Annotated in this window: 18 protein-coding genes and 1 riboswitch; all 18 genes read right to left on the minus strand. The window is 46.3% G+C overall.

Translation table 11 applies throughout. From position 1 onward, the window contains the following. Nucleotides 1-16 precede the first annotated feature (16 nt). Nucleotides 17-958 (minus strand): GDP-L-fucose synthase family protein, encoded by a 942-nt coding sequence (locus G636_RS0103455; protein WP_334291194.1) that lies wholly within the window; start codon nt 956-958, stop codon nt 17-19. A gap of 47 nt (nt 959-1,005) precedes the next feature. Further along, nucleotides 1,006-2,097, minus strand: a complete 1,092-nt coding sequence (gene gmd, locus G636_RS17170) for a GDP-mannose 4,6-dehydratase (protein WP_051226464.1) — start codon at nt 2,095-2,097, stop codon at nt 1,006-1,008. 139 nt (nt 2,098-2,236) lie between these two features. Continuing rightward, nucleotides 2,237-4,117 carry an LIC_10190 family membrane protein gene (locus G636_RS0103465; protein ID WP_026506885.1) on the minus strand — a complete coding sequence of 627 codons (1,881 nt, stop codon included), beginning with the start codon at nt 4,115-4,117 and terminating at the stop codon, nt 2,237-2,239. 24 nt (nt 4,118-4,141) lie between these two features. Continuing rightward, nucleotides 4,142-5,014, minus strand: a complete 873-nt coding sequence (gene rfbD, locus G636_RS0103470; protein WP_026506886.1) for a dTDP-4-dehydrorhamnose reductase — start codon at nt 5,012-5,014, stop codon at nt 4,142-4,144. A gap of 29 nt (nt 5,015-5,043) precedes the next feature. Further along, nucleotides 5,044-5,310: an HPr family phosphocarrier protein gene (locus G636_RS0103475; RefSeq protein WP_026506887.1), complete on the minus strand. Its 267-nt coding sequence runs from the start codon at nt 5,308-5,310 to the stop codon at nt 5,044-5,046. A 41-nt stretch (nt 5,311-5,351) separates the two neighbouring features. Further along, entirely contained in the window at nt 5,352-6,674 is a 1,323-nt protein-coding gene (locus G636_RS0103480; protein WP_026506888.1) for a CdaR family protein, read from the minus strand. Then, complete coding sequence (cdaA, locus tag G636_RS0103485; RefSeq protein WP_026506889.1) at nt 6,671-7,540, minus strand: diadenylate cyclase CdaA; 870 nt, start codon at nt 7,538-7,540, stop codon at nt 6,671-6,673. The genes G636_RS0103480 and cdaA overlap by 4 nt, the downstream gene beginning before the upstream one ends. Nucleotides 7,541-7,603: 63 nt before the next feature. Beyond that, nucleotides 7,604-8,953 (minus strand): hypothetical protein, encoded by a 1,350-nt coding sequence (locus tag G636_RS17175; RefSeq protein WP_196803021.1) that lies wholly within the window; start codon nt 8,951-8,953, stop codon nt 7,604-7,606. An 8-nt stretch (nt 8,954-8,961) separates the two neighbouring features. Then, nucleotides 8,962-9,351 (minus strand): hypothetical protein, encoded by a 390-nt coding sequence (locus tag G636_RS0103495; RefSeq protein ID WP_026506890.1) that lies wholly within the window; start codon nt 9,349-9,351, stop codon nt 8,962-8,964. 40 nt (nt 9,352-9,391) lie between these two features. Further along, on the minus strand, nt 9,392-9,790 hold the full coding sequence (locus G636_RS0103500; protein WP_026506891.1) for a flagellar protein: 399 nt from the start codon (nt 9,788-9,790) through the stop codon (nt 9,392-9,394). A 93-nt stretch (nt 9,791-9,883) separates the two neighbouring features. After that, complete coding sequence (locus G636_RS0103505; protein WP_026506892.1) at nt 9,884-10,606, minus strand: ComF family protein; 723 nt, start codon at nt 10,604-10,606, stop codon at nt 9,884-9,886. A gap of 55 nt (nt 10,607-10,661) precedes the next feature. Then, entirely contained in the window at nt 10,662-12,917 is a 2,256-nt protein-coding gene (gene recD2 / locus G636_RS0103510) for an SF1B family DNA helicase RecD2 (protein WP_026506893.1), read from the minus strand. A gap of 102 nt (nt 12,918-13,019) precedes the next feature. After that, nucleotides 13,020-13,427: a hypothetical protein gene (locus tag G636_RS0103515; protein WP_035778644.1), complete on the minus strand. Its 408-nt coding sequence runs from the start codon at nt 13,425-13,427 to the stop codon at nt 13,020-13,022. A 17-nt stretch (nt 13,428-13,444) separates the two neighbouring features. Continuing rightward, nucleotides 13,445-14,269, minus strand: a complete 825-nt coding sequence (locus G636_RS0103520) for a flagellar hook-basal body protein (RefSeq protein ID WP_026506895.1) — start codon at nt 14,267-14,269, stop codon at nt 13,445-13,447. Between the two features lie 107 nt (nt 14,270-14,376). Next, nucleotides 14,377-15,186, minus strand: a complete 810-nt coding sequence (locus G636_RS0103525; RefSeq protein WP_026506896.1) for a flagellar hook-basal body protein — start codon at nt 15,184-15,186, stop codon at nt 14,377-14,379. 140 nt (nt 15,187-15,326) lie between these two features. After that, nucleotides 15,327-16,319, minus strand: coding sequence for a rod shape-determining protein (locus G636_RS0103530; RefSeq protein ID WP_026506897.1), 993 nt, complete (start codon nt 16,317-16,319; stop codon nt 15,327-15,329). 365 nt (nt 16,320-16,684) lie between these two features. Beyond that, the gene (gene metK / locus G636_RS0103535; RefSeq protein WP_026506898.1) at nt 16,685-17,878 is read right to left on the minus strand and encodes a methionine adenosyltransferase; all 1,194 of its coding nucleotides are present in this window, start codon (nt 17,876-17,878) and stop codon (nt 16,685-16,687) included. Between the two features lie 79 nt (nt 17,879-17,957). Further along, nucleotides 17,958-18,069: riboswitch (SAM riboswitch) on the minus strand. 117 nt (nt 18,070-18,186) lie between these two features. Then, nucleotides 18,187-20,589 carry a Tex family protein gene (locus G636_RS0103540; protein WP_026506899.1) on the minus strand — a complete coding sequence of 801 codons (2,403 nt, stop codon included), beginning with the start codon at nt 20,587-20,589 and terminating at the stop codon, nt 18,187-18,189. Nucleotides 20,590-20,597 lie beyond the last annotated feature (8 nt).

Below are 20,597 nucleotides of genomic sequence, written 5' to 3' on the forward strand. Positions count from 1 at the left end.
CCTCCGCCCTCAGCTATCAGCGTTCTGCTCTCATAGGATTATTGAGGAAGTCCTGATAAGTAAGCCTGATACCTTCTTCCAGTTCTGTGTGATATTTCCAACCAAGTGCAGTAGCCTTGGATACATCCAGAAGCTTTCTGGGTGTGCCGTTGGGCTTAGTGCTGTCCCAAAGGATCTTTCCTTCATATCCTACAACCTTGGCAACCAGCTCTGTCAGCTCTTTGATAGTCAGTTCTTTGCCTGTGCCGGCATTTACTGTCTCGTTGCCTGAATAGTTGTTCATAAGGAATACGCAGAGCTCAGCCAGATCATCCACATAGAGGAATTCTCTAAGAGGTGAACCATCGCCCCAGCATGTCACTTCTGACAGGCCAGCCTCCTTGGCCTCATGGAAACGACGTATAAGTGCAGGCAGTACATGACTGTGTGTGGGATGATAATTGTCATTGGGTCCATAGAGATTGGTAGGCATTACAGATATATAATCTGTGCCGTACTGCTTGTTAAGATATTCGCAGTACTTAAGGCCTGATATCTTGGCAAGTGCATAGGCCTCATTGGTCTTCTCAAGCTCTGATGTCAGAAGGCAGTTCTCCTTCATAGGCTGAGGTGCCATCCTGGGATAAATGCATGAGGATCCAAGAAACTCCAGCTTCTTGCAGCCATTCTTCCATGCTGCATTGATCACATTCATCTCCAGGACCATATTGTCATACATAAAGTCTGCCAGAGCCTCGGAATTACCCATGATACCGCCTACCTTGGCTGCTGCCAAAAATACATATTCCGGCTTTTCTGCGGCAAAAAACTCTTCCACCTGATCCTGTCTGATCAGGTCCAGCTCCTTATGAGTCCTGGTGATAATATTGTTATATCCCTGTCTGTTAAGCTCTCTTACAATTGCAGAGCCCACCATTCCGCGGTGGCCTGCTACATAAATCTTTGCATTTTTGTCCATCATTTTGATCGCTTCCTCTTTATCAATAATATCAATTCGTCTTTATATTACTTGTCGATACCCTTTTCAAGGAACTCTTCAAGATTAAATTCAACTCTTTCATTGGCCCGCTCTACTGCCACCTTGGCCATATCATGCTCTACCATGATACGTACCAGTTCTTCAAAGGAAGTGGTCTGAGGATTCCAGTGAAGCTTTTCCTTGGCCTTAGTAGGATCGCCCCAGAGATTGACTACATCCGTAGGTCTGTAAAAATCAGGTGATACCTCGATCAGTACCTTGCCTGTTGCCTTGTCATAGCCCTTCTCATCAGCGCCTTCACCCTTGAATTCCAGTTCAATGCCTGCATAGTGAAATGCCAGCTGGGCAAACTCTCTTACAGAATGCTGCACGCCTGTTGCTATTACAAAATCCTCGGGCTTGTCATTCTGGAGTATGAGCCACATACACTCTACATAATCCTTGGCATAGCCCCAGTCCCTAAGAGATGAGAGATTACCCAGGTATAGCTTGTCCTGCTTGCCCTGAGCAATCCTGGAAGCAGCCAGTGTGATCTTACGTGTAACAAAGGTCTCTCCTCTGCGCTCTGACTCATGATTAAAGAGTATGCCTGAGCAGCAGAACATGTTATATGCTTCTCTGTATTCCTTGACGATCCAGTAGCCATACAGCTTGGCTACAGCATAAGGACTATAGGGGTGGAAAGGTGTATTCTCATTCTGAGGTACCTCTTCTACCTTACCGTAGAGCTCTGAGGTTGAAGCCTGGTATATACGGCAGCTGTCAGCCAGACCGCACTGCCTTACAGCTTCCAGTACTCTCAGCACACCTGTTGCATCCACATCCGCTGTAAACTCAGGTGAATCAAAGGATACCTGAACGTGTGACTGAGCAGCCAGGTTATATATCTCGTCAGGCCTTACCTTGGATACAACTCCCAGTATGCTCATGGAATCGCCCAGATCACCATAGTGAAGATGGAAATTAGGCTTACCCTCCAAATGAGCGATACGCTCTCTATAATCAACGGAAGACCTTCTGATGATGCCATGGACATCATAGCCCTTCTCCATGAGAAACTCTGCAAGATAGGATCCATCCTGACCGGTAATACCTGTTATAAGTGCCTTCTTAGCCATTTCTTTACCCTTTCAATCATTTAAAATATTTTAACAAGGTGAGTTCCCGGGATTTGAAGACATTCATTCCTCAAAAACAAATACCCTCCTCAAAATATACAACGTCTGTATCATACCACAATCAGCCAAAATAATGAAATCACCTTCTTATAAAACCGGACGAAAGGTCATCTCCCATTAATGACACATTGGGTCTGTAAGGAGTAGACGGGAAAGGTTCATAGCCTGTCCTGTCACCCTCCGCAGCATAATAGAGCCTTACGCCTCCCTCTTCCACATACTCTGTATCAAAGGATGCATAATCCTGCTGACAGACAAGATAAGACAGGTCAGTCCCCTGAATGTCATTTATTGTAAAAGCAGTCATCTTCCAGATAAGGAAGCATCCAAGGAGCATGAGCAGTATCCTCCTGGAGTTTTTCACAGGTCCTGCCACATAATGTATGGCATTGATCGACCTTCCCAGTATGAGCACCAGGGGGAGCCAGAGATATACCGGGCCGTATCTGGCAAGAGGCGCTGAAAAAAGCCAGAAGAAAAGTGCTATATATGCAATGGTCTGAGCATACAGATAATCAACAAAGCTGGCTCTTCTTCTCTTGGACAGAAATACTACCTTGGAAAAAGAATGGTCTGTTTCATCCTTGATACTGCTTAGGATCTTATAGGAATCCAGTCTGGTAAGCTTGGAAGTCTGCTGCTTTTGAGCTATACCTATCTTCCTGTTCATATAGTAAAAATATGCACCCATAGAGATCATAAAGATCAGTGCGATAATATCTCCTATAAATGCCATCTTATCAACAAGCCCAAGACCCTTAAACCAAACAGGAAACCACTGACCAGGATGCATATTATATAGAGACGGATCAGTAAAACCCCTTCCGTATACCCTGATCTCCCTTGAGTCCAAAATGGCCACTTCCTTTGGAATCTTCCAGGGCAGATCAAAGAGATCTATAGCTGTCACAGGATATATGAGCCAGCCCGAAAGGATCACGTTTCTGATAAAAAACGCAGCAGAAGCGACAAGTCCAAGAATTGTAAAAAAAGATATGACAAGCCCCTTACTGATCCTGCTGTCCTTTACTATCTTGTATATAGGACGGATAGCAAATAGTATCATGGGAGCAGCTGAGAGCTTGATCGTAATGGCATATACCGAAAGGACCGACAACATGGCATACGGATATATACTCCTCTCCCTTTCTCTGTTCAGCTCCAGCCATGCAATAAATATATAGAGCACCAGACACATTACAGGAAAATCTGATGCAGGAGAAATCACTTCATCTGCAATATTAAAGAGATAGTAAAGAGCTGCAAATCTCACTGCATCTGCAAGAGAAGGGTATCCCCTGATGATCATCCTTCTAAGGTCTACGCATTTCCAGCCAAGAAGCAGTGCAAAATAACCTGCCATAGTATGGAGAGAGCCTCCGCCCAACCATGAAAAGCTGTAGAGTGCCTGAAGAGGAAAAAAGGCACTGTTGTAAGCAAGTCTCTGATTAAAATTGCCAAGTCCCTTTACTGCGCCGTAGGTCTCATTCCAATGAATAGCCTGAGCATGATAGAGTCCCGTATCGTAATGCTCATATCCATGAGACACACAATAGGCCAAAAACACAAAGACTACGATGTATGCAAGATACTGCCATAAGGGCTGCTCTCTGAAATTAGTCCAGATATACTGCCTCATGAGATACAATCTGTGACCGTAGACAAGGTATGCAGACAAGGAAAGGATCACAAGTATGAGATTAGCCTGAAAAGATACTCCTCCAAAAAGAGACCAAAACTCTGCATATACACCGGCAATGACCAGTCCCGTTAGAAGATAGCTCTGTTTAAATCTGATATGGTAAGGTATGTTGCGCAAAAGGGCATCCCCCTTCTGCACCCTGACCCTTTGACGGGTCCTTTGCAAAAAAGTGATGCCTGTAAAAATGCGGTGGAATAGATATCCCAAAGCATAAGTTGTAAATATTACATATATCCAGCTTAAGGCTACTATGAGCATCGTTCTTCCCCTGAGAATCTACTGTTATTTCATCTCTTTGATATACTTGGCTATAGCATCGTGCCAGTCAGCAAAGCTGTAGTCACTTGTCAGCCTGAGCATATAATTGTCAAGGATGGAATATGCAGGTCTCTTCGCGGATTGAGGGTTCATCTCCATATAGCGCTGAGTGGAAACATGCTCAACTGTTGCATGGCATCCTGCCAGTCTGAAAATCTCATCAGTAAAATCAGCCCAGCTGCAGGAGCCCTCACAGGTTCCATGGAATAGTCCGTAATTATCTGTGGGAAGAAGATATCTGATAGCTCCTGCAAGCTCATAGGTACTGGTAGGGCTTCCCACCTGATCATCTACAACAGAGACCTTATCATGTGTCTCTGACAGCCTGAGCATGGTCTTTACAAAATTCTTGCCATCTCCGTAAAGCCATGCTGTCCTGATGGTAAAAAATCTGTCTGCAAAAGTTTCTACAAACTTCTCTCCTGCAAGCTTGGTCTTTCCGTAGGTGCTCACAGGACCTGTGGGATCAAATTCTGTATAGGGCTTATTGGCATCCCCTGTAAATACATAGTCTGTAGAGATATGTACCAGCTTGGCACCTGTATCTGTAGATGCTATAGCCAGGTTTCTTGGACCTATGGCATTGATCTTGTAGGACATATCCACGTCCTTTTCCTGTGCATCTACAGCCGTATATGCAGCACAGTTAATGATAGCATAGGGCTTCACCTCCCTTGCCAGCTTAAGGACCTTGTCCACATCGGTAATATCAAGGCTCTTTATATCACCTGCGTCCGCAATATCTGTTTTAACAAGTTCATACTCCCCTGCCAGCATGCCTGCTATCTGTCTTCCAAGCTGGCCATTGGCACCTGTTACGATTATCTTCTTATCCATTTCTTCTCCCCTGTTATAATTATCCTGCCTTATAGCTCGCCAAATCCGCTTCTGGCTGCCTCAAGCAGTTCATTCATAGCATCCTGTTCATCCTCACCATCGCATGTAAAAGTCACTTCATCCCCGCATCTTATGCATGCACCAAGGACGCTCAGTACACTCTTGGCATTTCCTGTTGTATTTCTGACTGCAAATGATATCTGGCACTTATGGTCCATAGCCACTTTGCAAAGTACCCCTGCAGGTTTTAAGTGAAGCCCCGTAGGGTTCTTAATGACTATCTTTTCTTTTAACATTTCCTGTAAATCTCCTCGTTTGCGGGTCATGGCCCGTTTGATTAAGGCTCCTCTTCTTCTTCATTATCCTCCAAAGAGGCGGGAGCCTTGACAGTTACCCTGACCTGTACATCTCTTTTTATCTCAACCCCTTGGGGAGGCGAGAAATGAAGACTTACCATGTAAGTTCCTGACTGCAGCTCCTCTCCCGCAGACAGTGAAGATGTAAGATCAGCAAGGTCTATCACAGCATTAAGCTGAGACGTGGACACATTCTCTATAGTATCCCCTAGTCCTTCTATAGTCACGCTATAGGTGGTAGGCATATTTCCATTGCCAAGAGTGACAGAATAATTCTCAGGTACATTGTCATAGGTCACATCACTGCTTGTGATATCCAGGTTCTTGCTGGACTTGGCAGCTATATCTACAACTACTGAAGCGATCCCGTTAAAGTCACTGTCACCAAAGGATATGCCGGCAGGCAGATATTGATCCAGAGATATAGTGGTCTTAAGGTCCGAAGTAAGGCCTGTAACATCAAGGGCATCCTGTACATCAACTTTATCGATCTTGGACAATGCAGAGCTCTTACCGGCGATGATCACAGATTCGGGATCACTCTCAACTATTCCGGTATGAATAAAGCCATCTGCAGGAGTACCTGTTACATGATAGGCGATAGGCACAGCCTTGGTCTGAAGGATGGTAACCGTAGCTCTGACAGTAGTCATATTCATGGTGATACCATCAGACCTCACCAGCTCTCCTTCAGCATCGTAGAGCTGTATGCTCACGTCTGTTCCAATATTAGAAGTAAAATTGGTCACATCAACATCCACAGATGCAGAAGTGATACGATCGATCACAGACTGAGGTCCGCTGATCCTGACCTGGTTCTGATCTGTAGTGATACTGCTGACTATATATCCTTCTGCCACCGTACCTGAAGTGGTAGAGCCAAGAGGCAATATCTTGGACGATCTGTTCTCTATGGACAGATATACATAATCACTGGTGGCAGTTACCGAATCTACTACGCCGCTTGACTTATTAACACTAAGCTCTATGGGCACACTACCGTTCTCATTCATTCTTTGAAAATCAGCTACCGCAGTAATGTTCTCTCTTGTAATAGTTTCTGTCACAGACCTGGGAGCCTTGATGGTAACGGTTCCTATGATATTGCTGTCATCAAGTACCTGGTACATCTCTCCTGCATCAGTTATCACAGAGGTATTCTTAAAAATCACCTCCACATTGGATATTCGTTTCACATCTACAGGATCATTGATGTTGGTACCAAAGAACCATATTAATACTGCCAGTACAAAAGAGGCCAGTTTGAATTTCCAGTTGTTGGTAAGGAATTTCAGGATTTTCATTGTGCTCCTGCCCTCCCTCTCAGGGCTAGTCTTCTCTTGCCCTGCTCAGCCTGCTTGTTCTGGATCTGTCTAAGTCTCTCGCCCAGTCTCTCAGAGTCTACAGCCTTCTCCAGATTTCCGGCATATGCAACAGAGATCTTGCCTGTTTCCTCTGAAACGATGATAGTCATGGAATCAGTCACCTCAGACACACCCACCCCTGCTCTGTGCCTGGTCCCCAGTTCCTTGCCTATGTCCATATTGTCAGACAGGGGCAGATAGCAGGTAGCTGCTGTGATCCTGTCTCCCCTGATCACAACTGCTCCATCATGGAGAGGAGTATTGTGTTCGAAAATATTGATAAGGAGCTGACTGGACACGATAGCATCTATCTCTATGCCGGTTCTTTCAAACTCCAGTAGTGAATTGTTCTGCTCTATTACTATCAAAGCTCCGGTCCTGACCTTACCCATTTCTACACAGGCCCTTGTGATCTCATCTATAGTCTTGTCAGAGAATCTTCCTTCATATCCTCTTGTATCAAAAGAGAAAAGAGCATTGATATAATTCCTTCTTCCAAGCTGCTCCAAAGCCCTTCTAAGCTCAGGCTGCAAAATGACAATAATAGCTATGACTGCGATGATGAACACATTCTTGACGATCCAGATGATCGTGTTCATGTTCAGCAGCCACGCAGCCAGTATAAAGACCGCTATTACAGCTATGCCTTTTAGGAGCGACCATATTTTGGTTTTCTTGGCCCATACCAGGATATGATAAAGAAGCACCGATATGATCAGTATCTCCGCTATATCCGTACCGCTGGCATGTGGCATACGAAGCGTTGGCATAGTAAAGTCCGCCAACCCAAACAGGTTAAAATTCATCGGCTTACTCTCTTCCTATCCTCTTTGCCCTGTTAACTGTTATACGGTATCTATTTCGTAATTTTAAATTTTCTCATCGGTAGAGCCGGTGCCTAAATTTGTTCCGGGTCTGTTCGCAGTCTGAGCTCTCCTTGGAGCCTCTGCTGTTCTTACTCCTGAAGATGCTCTGGCTGTTGTTCTTCCCTGAGGAGTTCTCTGAGTACCGGGCCTTGTCGCTGCATTCCTTGCCTTTGAGGGTGCGGCATAGGGGTTCCTTGCTCTTCCGGTAGGAGCCTGGCGGCGCCTCTGTGGAGCAGCAACGGACTTATCTGCCTCGCGGCTTGTCCCATCAGATCCAAGACTCTTTTCCAAATCTGTTCTCCTACGCTTCTTGCCTGCAGCAAAATTGTCAGATGAAGGCCTTACTCTTCTCTCATATACTACCCTTCTGGTATTACCGTCTACAGGAGACGAACTGTCTTCTGACGATGTCAGGTTAGCTCTGTTGATCTGCTTTACTCTTCTCTCCGGAGTGGGTACAGACACCTTGGGTACTGCCTTTACATAATAGTAATAATCATCATCTTCAAACTGTACATTCTCTACCCTGCTGTAATCAAGGTTAAATGTGAAGAATTCAAGTCCCTTGAGAAGAAGGGCTGCAAGTATGGTACCTATGATCACTCCGGGCGCGGACACATCAGCATTGTAGCTTGCAGATGCTATCAGCATTCCGATCATAAGTGTAATGGAGCCCACACCTATGGCTATGTCATGGCAGTGATCAACAGGAAGCCTTCTGATCACATAAACGATCACCAGTGTCACGGCAAATACAGCCGCGATAGCTATCATGGTATTATTGCCAAAAGCTCCGTCAATAACGGACTGAAGACGGGCAATGGTATCAGCTGCAGCTTCGTCTGCTGCAGCTTCTCTGAATGTTGCCACATTATCACTTATGAACTTCAGATAGTAGTGGATCACAGTACCAAATACTACTGTCACTACAGACGCAGGAGTGCCAAGAAGTCCCAGCCCAAGAGGCATCACATAGGGAAAGCCCATGGCAAAGCACAGAGGAGTCACTATGACAGCAGGTGCATCAGCAGGTGCAAATCTGTAGTAAAGAAGGAACATCAGGATAAAGATCAAAAAGCCTACTATAGCCGCCTCTCTGGACAATGCCCACAGATGTGCCAGCACAAAAAGAGCATCCATAACCACCAGAAAGGTAGCAGGAAGAATGGCGCACAAAAGAGAGCACATAAGCACAATAAGCGGGCTCATGAGTACGCCCTGATACCCCAGTTTGGAATTGATAGTCATGAGGCTGACAAGAGCCAGCAGAAATTTCCAGCCAAGGGAAATATAGAATTCATATTTAATGTAATAGGTCTGGATCGTTTGTTTTAAATCTAGTAAAGTGGTCATCTCGCTAATTAATCCCTCTCATACATTTTTCTGAGTTTTCTCAGGCCTTTATAGTATTTCTTCATTCTCTTACGCATTCTTGCATAACGGTGTGAAAAAACTATGTATGAAATAAAGCAATAGCCAACCACCGTAACTAAGTAAAAGAAAAGGACTGTCTTGCCAAGATCCAAAAAGCTGGCATTATAAAAATCACCTATCAGCCCTTCAAAATCAGATATCAAATACACCACGAACAGCACCCCGAAAGCTATCGTGGCGCTGATCGCTGATTTAACGACTTCGAAGCCGACATAGTCGCTTCGGAAATATTCATTTATCTTGGAATCTTTTCTGCCTTCACGCGTAGCGAAAGCGGCCATCCTGGTCATCAGAATGACTCTTTCTTCATCTACCATTTCATTCCCCCCGCGCCGAAGACAGGAGCAGGGTCAGGGATTAAAAGAAACGCATTCCGCCCTTGTCGTCTTTCGGCCTGGCTTTGATCTGGGGAGCTTCCTTCTTGAATGCATCAGTCAGGTTATTAGCAACCTTGCCCTTGCACTTGGCACAAAAACGGCCTGTTTCAATAAGCTCACCACAATTTTCACAGGTCAGCTTGATAGGTGAATCCTTGGAGAACATAAGTCTCTCCTGACGGATCCATTCCTTGATCTGACCCACTTTAACTTCATTTGCTTCTGAGATCTCCTTAAGGGTAGCAAGAGGATTCTCCTGTATATACGTTTTTACCTTTTGGAAATCATCTTCCATTCTCTTCCTGCAGTCGTCACATATCGGCGGTCCTGCCACATAATTGAACATCTTACCACATTTGGGACAGTTGCGTAAATTCATGTCAGCTTCCTCCTGCACTTTACCTTACTGCCTGCCATTATTTCATTGCGCAAACAGTAAGCACTTTACTCCCGCTGCCTTGGTTATCCTCCCCTAAATACTGCCTATAGCCAGAGTGATAACATAAACTTTGGATGCCCCTGCTTTTTTTAGCTCTTTGGCCAGTTCATTTACAGTGGCACCTGTAGTATAGATATCGTCAATTATAATAATTTTCTTTAATTTTACATCATTTCCTGACAGTTTAAAAGCCCCCGAGAGGTTCCTGCGTCTTCCTGCCGCAGTGAGCAGCTTTTGAGGAGCTGTATTTCTTACCCTCCGTGCAAGAGCTTCGCTGCAGGCTATGCCCGTTCTCTTTGAAAGAGCTCTTCCAAGAAGCGCCGCCTGATTATAGCCTCTTGTGCGCATGCGTCTTGCATGAAGGGGCACAGGAACAATAAGGTCTGCATCCAGTGAATCTATGCGTTCTCCCAGGCATCGGACCATATCCATGGCATATACATCTGCATATTCCCTTCTGCCTGCATACTTGAGCCTGTATATCCCCGGGGACACCGCTTTGTATACATAGAGGGAGTAGCCTTTGTCAAAATAGAAGTCTTTTCCTTTGCAGACCCTGCAATACTCATCATCCGAATAAAAAAGAGGCCTGCCACATTGGATGCAGGTGCTGTAGTTATCTGCATAATCCGCTTTATTTCTGCAGCTCTCATGGTAATAGAGCCCGGGGCGGAGCACCTCGTCGCAATAAGGGCACCTCCTGGGAAATAATAGCGAAACAGCCTTTTCGTACACAATCCTTGTGTGCTTGTTCATGTGAATCTGTAGAATCCTTTCTGCATTGTTCTAAAGCTACGTAATTTATCTGATATCACTCATCTTCAGAGCTACCGGCATATACTTCCCTGATCCTGTCGGATAGAGCCGTATATCTTGCAAGCTGGCTCTTGTTGGCGATCATCTCATCCACGGCCTGCCTGCTGCCCAGTATCACTACGCAGGACCTTGCTCTGGTCACTGCAGTATAGAGAAGATTCCTGTTCATCAGCATCTTAGGTCCTGACAGAAGGGGAATGATAACAGCAGGGTATTCACTTCCCTGGGATTTGTGGATAGTCGTTGCATAAGCCAGCTCCAGTTCATCCAGCTGTGAAAAAGTGTAGGTAACCCGTCTTCTCTCATCAAACTCTACGATCAGCTGATTGGCAGTGGGCGTAATACTTACTATAGTGCCCATATCCCCGTTAAAGACACCTGTCCCTGTCTCAATAGGGATATTGTATCTTCCCAGAATCTCCCAATCGGCCTGGTAATTGTTCTTGATCTGCATGACCTTATCTCCTTCCCTGAAGATACGATCACCGCTTGTGTACTCCTTCTTGGAAGGATCTGCTGGATTAAGATATTTCTGCAGGATGCTGTTGAGATTGTTGCAGCCAAGGGCTCCTTTTCTCATAGGCGTCAGGATCTGTATGTCCATAGGCGAGCAGTCCACATAGGACGGGAGCTTGTCTCTGATCAGCAGCACTGAGTTGCCACAGATGGAATTATAGTCCCCTCTTTCCAGAAAAAAGAAGTCTTTGCTCTTGTTATCCAGGCTGATATCCCGGCCCTCGTTGATCCTGTGGGCATTCATGACAATATCGCTCTCTTCAGCCTGCCTGAATATCTTGTTAAGGGTGATAGTAGGGAATACCCCGCTGGATATAAGATCCGACAGCACCTGTCCCGGTCCCACGCTGGGCAGCTGATAGGAATCGCCCACCAGTATAAGGTGCATCCCCGGGACCATAGCCTTTAAGAGAGCATGGAACAAATGTATATCCACCATGGACATCTCATCTATGATCACAACGTCTGCTTCAAGGGGATTATCCTGGTCCCTGTTAAACCTGGCGCTAGCCACCGAAGGATCATCGTCATCATCCCTGACGCCGCCTGCTATCTCCAGTAGCCTGTGGATAGTCCTGGACTCCCTGCCTGTAGCCTCCGTCATCCTCTTGGCCGCCCTTCCCGTAGGCGCAGCCAGCACTATATCCAGCCCCTCCTCCTCATAATAGCTGATAATGGCATTAATAGTGGTGGTCTTACCTGTACCGGGGCCACCAGTCAATATGAGGATGCCATTTCTGACGGATTCCATCACGGCTTTTCTCTGAAGGTCGTCAAGCTCAATGCCTTTCTCTTTTTCCAGAGATCTGATTCTCTCCATGCGCTTCTCGTAGCTGCCTGAGCCCTCTCTTACATGATCATGGATATTCAGATCCCTTAGCCTGTAAGCGCAGTCCTTCTCTTCTCTGTAAAAAGAAGATGTGTAGATTCTGTCATCCCCGGTATGCACAAGCTTTCGCAGCATCACCAGGTCGTCTATCATGGGCTCTATCCTCTCCGCTTCCACAGAAAGGAGCGAAGAAGCATAATTTACCAGCTTGTCCTTGGGCAGAAAAGTATGACCGTCCATGGCTGAGAGCTGCATGGAATAGATAATGCCGCTCCTGATCCTGAAATCACTGTCCACAGATATCCCCACCCTGGACGCGATCTCGTCAGCTGTGCGAAAGCCTATACCGCCTATATCCTCCGCCAGCTTGTAGGGGTTCTCCTTGAGTATGTTATATATTGATGCTCCGTATTTATTGAAGATCTTGACCGACATGGTCCCTGAAATGCCATAACGCTGCAGGAAGATCATCACATCCCGCATGTCCCGTTTCTCCTGCATCTGCTGTGCAACAGACTGGGCCTTTTTCATGCTGATGCCCTTGATCTCAGCCAGGCGCTCAGGCTCTATCTCGATGATCCTGAAGGTATCCTCCCCAAACTTTTTGACAATCCTCGCAGCCATAGCAGGGCCTATGCCCTTAATAGCTCCAGAGCCCAGATAACGCTCCATAGCCTGGGCATCCTCAGGTTCTACAACCCGATAGCTGCGTACCTTAACCTGCTCACCATAAGCAGGGTGAGATACGATCTCACCCTCTATTTCCAGCGTATCCCCAACATCTGCGTCTCTGAATGTGCCTACGCAGGTCATCTCTTCCCCATCGATGATCACGTTTGCTACGCCGTAACCGTTTTCTTCGTTTTTATAGACAAAATGGTCTATATACCCCTTAAAATTATCCATGTGTTACATTCTAATGACATGGAGCATAAAAGTCAAAACCGCTGGTATTCTATATTTACTGTTTAGATATAAAAAGCCCCCCAAAATCCACTGATATGAATATCACTGGGAAATACTCCCCGGATCTTCTCCCATATTACGCTTTAGATTCTCATAGAGCATTGCTGCCAGCCCCGTACTCTGAGTCTCACTTGTCTGAACTGCCAGACTCTGCAGGGTCTGGCTCTTAAAATAATCCACAAGAGAGTTGGAACTTGTCATGGACAGAGCATTGCTCATATCACTGTCATCTCTCTTAAAGGCATCCACGGTCCCCGACATCTCCTTGTAGACCTGCTCCAGAAAATATGCTTCAAATTCCTTGCAGGCATCCATCAGTTCCTCGTCTGTGGCATTTTTATCCGCAGTCTTACCCACAGTCTCCTGCATCTTTTTGCTGTACTCATTACCGATCATATAATTGGTATAAGCAGCCGAATTGATACCGTTTAATGAACTAAAATCTGCCATTAGAGTCCCCCCTATCATTATCTCTTAAGCTGATTTGCAGTCTGCATCATAGAATCTGTTGTGGTGATGGCTGTGGAGTTCATCTCATAGGCTCTCTGGGCCACGATCAGGTTGACCATCTCAGTAGCCACATTTACATTGGAACCTTCCAGATACCCTTGCCTGAGGATACTGCTGGTCAGATCCTCATTTTCAGCTTCATTCATGGCAGGTCCGCTGGCAGCGCTCACTGCCCAGCTGGTACTGCCAAGTCTCTCCAGGCCTCCGGGATTCTGGAACTGCCACAGACCTATCCTGTGTCCCACCTCCTGGGGTACGCCGTCTTCATCAGGATAATAAATGGTACCGTCTATACCTATGGTGATCTTATTGGATACTTCTCCGTTTTCCAGCCTGATCTCTTCGCCCTCGGTATTAAGTACAGGATTACCATCTGATGTGGTCAGCACCAGGCTCTCTCCATCGGGATCTCCAATAGCCCAGATAAAGTCACCGTTTCTGGTAAATACCTGGCGTCCGTCAGCATCATTATAAGAGAAGAAGCCATCTCCGCTTATAGCCACAGCGCTGGTACTGGGATTATCAAGTAGCGATCCCTGGGAAAAATACTGAGTCAGAGCTGCAGTCCTGACGCCCAGTCCCACCTGACTGGTAGTAGGCTTGGGATCACCATTGGCAGTTGTGGTCACCGTGTTCAGATTCTGATAGAGAAGGGACTTGAACTGCGCTCCCTGAGCCTTGAAACCTGTAGTGTTGACATTGGCCAGATTGTTGGCGATGGTATCAACATTTGTCTGCTGTGCATTCATGCCTGTTGCGGCTGACCATAAGCTTCTTACCATAATATAACCTCCTTGGAACCATGATACTGAGGTATCAAACTCTTTGATCTGTCAGTTGATCGATTGCTATCATCCTGTTTTAATGTTTCATATGTTTAAAGAGGAGCTTAGCCTCCTATCCTTCCTATCTGCTCTACTGCCTTGCCCAGCGTGTCATCGGCCGTCTGGATAAGTGTTGCAGCAGCTTCATAATGCCTCTGTATATTGATGATATTTACCATCTCATCTACTACGGACACATTGGACTGTTCCAAAAAGCCCTGGACTATCACCGCATTTGGAGCAGTGGTCCTCACAGCTTCAACCGTTGGCTCGTAGAGATTTTCTCCGTATTTTGCCAGGGTATCGTAGTCTTCAAAGTCAAATCGTCCGATTGTAGCTACCACCTCACCATCCTGGATGATCTCGCCGTGGGTATTGACCTGGGCATCCTTTGTAGGATCCACAACAATATGCTGATCCTCTGTATCCAGCACAAAATCTCCATCCTGGGTAACAAGCTCACCTGCTGCCGTAAGAGTAAGATTGCCGTCTCTTGTATACATTGTGGTCCTCTGACCTCTGATATGGTCAGCCACATTATCTGTTTTACTGGTGTAATCTATGGCGAAAAAGCCTTTGCCGGAGATAGCCAGATCCCAGGTATTATCGGTATTCTTCATTGGTCCTTCGGTCCAGTCGGTGTATTCTTCACCGATCCTGACTCCGGGCACAATGTAACCTTCTCTTCTGGGATAGGTTCCGGGCTCAGAAGTATCTTTGATCTTGAGGGCCAGCTGTTCTCTGAAGGTCTGCTGGCTTGAACCCTCTTTTTTGTAGGCCGTGGTATTGGCATTTGCCAGATTGTTGGTAGCCACGTCCATTCGGTGCTGTTCATTTATCATTGCCGTCCAGGCAGTGTAGAGTCCTTTTACCATAAAAAGAGCCTCCTCCTGAATGGGCTGCGTCTGCAGCCCGCATGATAAGGAATATTACCACCGGTAATGCTTATCATGCATAAACGCTGTATCTGTCAAGATACGCTTTTCAGAAGAAGGCTTAGTATTCTGACTCAGTATTATCTGTTTCTGGACTCAGAGAGGAATTCCACATATCTGCCGGTACCAATAGCAACCGCTGTCATGGGATCCTCGGCTGTCATAGTGTTGATGCCGGTCTTTGCAGAGATCAGGTCCTCAAGTCCTCTAAGGAGTGATCCGCCACCTGTCAGTACGATACCGCGTTCTGCGATATCAGCAGACAGTTCCGGAGGAGTCCTCTCAAGGACATCATGTATCTCCTTGATGATCTGATCTGTGCACTCTCTCAGTGCCTCTTCTGTTTCTTCGGAGCTGACCTTTACAGTCTTGGGAAGACCTGTTACCAGGTTCCTTCCTCGCACATCCATATAATCTGTTTCAGCACGGGGATATGCGCTTCCGATATGTATCTTGATATCCTCTGCGGTTCTGTCACCGATCAGAAGATTGTGCTTCTTTCTCATATACTTCACGATAGCTGTGTCAAAATCATCACCGGCTATCCTGACTGAAGCGGATACAACTGTGTATCCAAGGGATATAACTGCGATATCTGTGGTACCACCACCTATATCTACGATCATGTTGCCGCAGGGCTTTACAATATCAATACCTGCGCCAATAGCAGCTGCAAGAGGCTCCTCAATGATCTCAACGCTCTTGGCGCCTGCGATCAGAGCTGCATCCTCAACAGCCTTACGCTCTACCTCTGTAACCTCTGAAGGTACGCATACAGCGATAATGGGTCTTCTGAATACCCATCTTCCCAGAGCCTTGCGGATAAAGTGCTTCATCATCTGCTCGGTGATCTGGTAGTCACTGATAACACCTTCTCTCAAAGGGCGGACTGCAACAATGTTACCGGGGGTACGACCAAGCATCTGACGGGCATCCTCACCAAAAGCAAGGATCTTGTCAGTATCACGATTATAAGCAACTACTGAGGGTTCTTTAAGAACTACTCCTCTTCCTCTTACATATACCAGAATGCTGGCTGTACCTAAATCAATTCCTATATCTGAATATGACATGAATGTATCCTTTCAACTATCTTCATAGTAGTTTCTTCTGCGTATAATTCACACAGTATTATAAACTAAAGCAACTGATTTGGAAACACTCTTTATAAAATTTTCCCAAATCCCACCTGAAAAAATAGTTAATTTGCCATACTGCAGAGTCACAGGAATCAATTATCAATGTCCAAGTACGCCATCCATAGCATATATAATATCCCTATTCAGTTACTATATCGGTCCTATTGATAAATTACTTAAGAATAGGGGTAAGCAAATAAAAGCATCCCCCATGCAATTATTGCATCCAGACGGATAGCCCTCGGCTTATTGCCATAAAAAAAAGGACTCTGAAAGCCCAGAGTCCTTGATGTATCAAATTAAGCGTTTACTGCAGCCTTAAGAGCCTCAGCCTTGTCTGTCTTTTCCCAAGGGAGACTTAAATCGTTTCTGCCAAAGTGTCCATAGCTTGCTGTCTGCTTGTAAATGGGCCTTCTCAGATCCAGCATCTTGATGATGCCTGCAGGGCGAAGGTCAAATACCTTACGAACTGCCTCTGTGAGTGCTTCATCAGATACCTTGCCTGTACCAAAAGTGTCAACCAGGATAGATGTGGGCTGTGCTACGCCAATAGCGTAGGAGAGCTGGATCTCAGCCTTATCTGCAAGACCTGCTGCCACGATATTCTTGGCAACATAACGAGCTGCATAAGCACCGGAACGATCAACCTTGGTGCAATCCTTACCTGAGAATGCGCCGCCGCCGTGACGTGCAGCACCGCCATATGTGTCAACGATGATCTTACGGCCTGTCAGACCAGCATCACCCTGAGGTCCGCCGATAACGAAACGGCCTGTGGGATTGATATAGATCTTGGTATCAGCATCTACCATAGCAGGATCTACAATAGCATCGATCACATGCTTTCTGATATCCTCATGGATCTGCTCCTGAGTCACAGCTTCGTCATGCTGAGTGGATACTACGATAGCTTCCAGACGGATGGGTTTTCCATTCTCATCATATTCTACAGATACCTGGCTCTTGCCGTCAGCACGCAGGTAAGGCAGAGTGCCATTCTTACGAACCTCTGTCAGCTTCTTGGTCAGCTTGTGAGCAAGAGATGCCGCATAGGGCATATACTCCTCAGTCTCATTGGTAGCATAACCGAACATCATACCCTGATCTCCGGCACCGATAGCTTCGATCTGCTCATCTGTCATGTGGCTTTCTCTGGCTTCAAGAGCCTTGTCAACGCCCATGGCGATATCAGCAGACTGCTGGTCAAGAGCTACCAGAACTGCACATGTATTGCCATCGAAGCCCTTTCTGGAATCATCATAGCCGATCTCGCATACAGTCTTTCTTGCGATCGCAGCATAGTCAACATGAGCCTTGGTTGTGATCTCACCTGTTATAAGAATGAATCCTGTACATGCAGCTGTCTCACAAGCAACTCGGCTCATGGGATCCTGCTCCATGCAGGCATCAAGGATAGCATCAGAGATGTTATCGCAGATCTTATCCGGATGTCCTTCTGTTACTGATTCGGATGTAAAAATAAACTTGTCCATTATAATTACCTTTCCGCGCTGTGCGCATTAAAAAATCCGTTTGCAGAGCAAACGGACCTGATTTAAAGTTAATCAAATCCCCTTATTGCTCGAATCAAATGCTCAATACTCGCTCAGGTTGGCACCTTCCTTGATAAAGGGGTTGCCGTGGCTTCACAGGTCCTATGTACCTCCACCACTCTGAATAAGAGAATATTATCTGTATTCAATTGGGAAATGATCATACGCGTCTGAGATATGATTATCTCTTAACGTTCATCTTATAATACTATCTGATCTTGTATTAATCAAGAGGTAAAATATTTTTTTCAGTTCTCTTCCTTTATCTTCATGGTCAGGGAGATTCTCTGCTTCTTCACATCCACATCAAGCACCTGGACCTTGACCACATCCCCTACGCTCACTGCTTCAAGTGGATGCTTGATAAAGCGGCTTGTGATCTGGGATACATGTACCAAACCGTCCTGGTGGACACCTATATCTACAAAAGCACCGAAGTCTACGATATTGCGGACCGTGCCCTTAAGTACCATGCCGGGCTTTAAATCCTTCATATCCATAACGTCACTGCGAAGGATAGGAGCAGGCATACTTTCTCTGGGATCACGGCTGGGCTTTTCCAGCTCGGAGATGATATCTGTGAGGGTGATCTCACCAATGCCCAGCTCTTTTGCAAGAGCAGCCTTATCCTTTACTCTTCCCAAAAGAGTTCCTGTCTGCTTGGTCACAGCTGCATTATCAGAAGCTGCTCCCCGGACGGACTTTCGTTCATTTCCCTTAGCAGCCGAATTATCATCAGCTTCCAGTACCACTCCTCCAAGAGCTGCAGCAAGGGCCGCGCCCATGGCAGTTCCTGTATTTCTGACTACAAACTTATCCTTTGGCTTTTTCTTTGGAGCAGGTGAAGCCGCAGGCTTTGCACTGGTGCTCTTCATGGCCTGTTTCTGAGCGATCCTTACATCCTCCATGGTGATACCAAGAGTTTTCATAAGGCCAAGAGCAGCTTCATAGGATTCCGGATGTACCGAAGTATCATCCAGAGGATTCTCACCGTCGTGTATCCTCAGGAAGCCCGCGCACTGCTCATAAGCCTTGGGTCCCAGGCCCTTTACCCCAAGGAGATCCTTTCTGGAATTAAAGCGGCCATTCTTCTCACGATAATCCACAATATTTTTGGCAACGGTCTTGCTGATGCCGGATACATAAGTAAGAAGGGGAGCGGATGCGGTATTAAGGTCTACGCCCACCTTGTTTACACAGTCTTCTACCACGCCGCCTAAGGCTTCGCCCAGCTTCTTCTGGTTCATATCATGCTGGTACTGGCCTACTCCGATAGACTGAGGATCTATCTTTACAAGCTCGGCAAGAGGATCCTGGAGACGCCTTCCTATAGATGCAGCACTTCTCTGACCTACGTCAAAATTAGGGAACTCCTCAGTTGCCAGCTTGCTGGCTGAATATACGGAAGCTCCTGCTTCATTTACTATCACATACTGAACAGGCTTATCCAGTTCCTTTATCAGCTCAGCGATGACCTGCTCGGACTCTCTTGAAGCTGTGCCGTTGCCTACAGATATCAGGCTGATACCGTATTTATCAATGAGCTTTTTGACTTCCTTTTTGCTCTCTTCCACCTTGTTCTGGGGTGCTGTAGGGAAGATGACCTTGGTATCCAGGACCTTGCCTGTAGGATCCACTACAGCCAGCTTGCAGCCGGTACGGAATGCAGGATCCCAGCCAAGCACAGTCCTTCCGGCAATGGGAGGTTGCATCAATAGCTGCTGCAGGTTCTTGCCAAATACATCAATGGCAGAATCCTCAGCCTTCTCTGTCAGCTCATTTCTGATATCCCTCTCTATAGCAGGTGCAATGAGTCTGGAATAGGAATCGCTGCAAATCTCGCTGATAACAGGGCTGAGCGCTTCTTCTCCTGTGGGATTTAACTTCTTGTTCAGAAAAAGGAGTATCTGCTCCTCAGGTCCGTTTATCTTTACATTCAGGAATTTCTCTTTTTCACCACGGTTGATAGCCAATACCCTGTGACCCAGGATCTTTTTGACAGGCTCTTCATAAGCATAGTACTGTTCGTATACACTCTCCGCCTTCTCATCCTTGGCAACGGATACTATGATACCCTTGTCAAAGGTCTCATCTCTGACATAAGTCCTTACGTCAGCATCATCTGCCAGGTCTTCTGCCAGTATGTCTTCTGCACCCTTTATGGCATCCTTTACATTGGCTACCCTGTTTTCTTCGGGAGTAGCTTCGTCGTTATTGACATATTCAGCAGCCTTTGCCATAAGCTCATCAAGGCTGATAGCGCCGCTTCTTATGATGTCTGCCAGTCCCTCCAGGCCCTTGGCCCTGGCAACGCTGGCTCTTGTCTTTCTCTTGGGACGATAGGGCTGGTAGAGGTCGTCTACTGCCACCATTGTCTCGGCAGCTATGATCCTGGCCTTTAATTCATCAGTGAGCTTGCCCTGCTCTTCAATGGAAGCCAGGACGCTCTCCTTCTTTTCCTCCAGTCCTCTTAAGTACTTTAATCTCTCATCCAGGTCGCGAAGCTGCTCATCGTTAAGTGAGCCTGTCACCTCCTTACGGTATCTGGCAATAAAGGGAATAGTGCTGCCCTCATCTATCAGCTTGACTGCAGCTTCTACCTGCCATTTGCTGACCTTAAGTTCTTCTGTGATCTTCTGTAAAATGTCCATGTATCACT

The sequence above is a fragment of the Butyrivibrio sp. MC2013 genome (assembly GCF_000424585.1).
Lineage (GTDB): Bacteria > Bacillota > Clostridia > Lachnospirales > Lachnospiraceae > Butyrivibrio.

Coding starts and splice junctions, on each gene's coding strand:
- G636_RS0103515 (WP_035778644.1), bottom strand. CDS start 13,427: ATGGCAGATTTTAGTTCATTAAACGGTATCAATTCGGCTGCTTATACC.
- G636_RS0103455 (WP_334291194.1), bottom strand. CDS start 958: ATGGACAAAAATGCAAAGATTTATGTAGCAGGCCACCGCGGAATGGTG.
- G636_RS0103520 (WP_026506895.1), bottom strand. CDS start 14,269: ATGGTAAGAAGCTTATGGTCAGCCGCAACAGGCATGAATGCACAGCAG.
- G636_RS17175 (WP_196803021.1), bottom strand. CDS start 8,953: ATGACCACTTTACTAGATTTAAAACAAACGATCCAGACCTATTACATT.
- cdaA (WP_026506889.1), bottom strand. CDS start 7,540: ATGAATTTTAACCTGTTTGGGTTGGCGGACTTTACTATGCCAACGCTT.
- G636_RS0103480 (WP_026506888.1), bottom strand. CDS start 6,674: ATGAAAATCCTGAAATTCCTTACCAACAACTGGAAATTCAAACTGGCC.
- recD2 (WP_026506893.1), bottom strand. CDS start 12,917: ATGGATAATTTTAAGGGGTATATAGACCATTTTGTCTATAAAAACGAA.
- metK (WP_026506898.1), bottom strand. CDS start 17,878: ATGGACAAGTTTATTTTTACATCCGAATCAGTAACAGAAGGACATCCG.
- G636_RS0103540 (WP_026506899.1), bottom strand. CDS start 20,589: ATGGACATTTTACAGAAGATCACAGAAGAACTTAAGGTCAGCAAATGG.
- gmd (WP_051226464.1), bottom strand. CDS start 2,097: ATGGCTAAGAAGGCACTTATAACAGGTATTACCGGTCAGGATGGATCC.
- G636_RS0103505 (WP_026506892.1), bottom strand. CDS start 10,606: ATGAACAAGCACACAAGGATTGTGTACGAAAAGGCTGTTTCGCTATTA.
- G636_RS0103530 (WP_026506897.1), bottom strand. CDS start 16,319: ATGTCATATTCAGATATAGGAATTGATTTAGGTACAGCCAGCATTCTG.
- G636_RS0103465 (WP_026506885.1), bottom strand. CDS start 4,117: ATGCTCATAGTAGCCTTAAGCTGGATATATGTAATATTTACAACTTAT.
- rfbD (WP_026506886.1), bottom strand. CDS start 5,014: ATGGATAAGAAGATAATCGTAACAGGTGCCAATGGCCAGCTTGGAAGA.
- G636_RS0103495 (WP_026506890.1), bottom strand. CDS start 9,351: ATGGTAGATGAAGAAAGAGTCATTCTGATGACCAGGATGGCCGCTTTC.
- G636_RS0103525 (WP_026506896.1), bottom strand. CDS start 15,186: ATGGTAAAAGGACTCTACACTGCCTGGACGGCAATGATAAATGAACAG.
- G636_RS0103500 (WP_026506891.1), bottom strand. CDS start 9,790: ATGAATTTACGCAACTGTCCCAAATGTGGTAAGATGTTCAATTATGTG.
- G636_RS0103475 (WP_026506887.1), bottom strand. CDS start 5,310: ATGTTAAAAGAAAAGATAGTCATTAAGAACCCTACGGGGCTTCACTTA.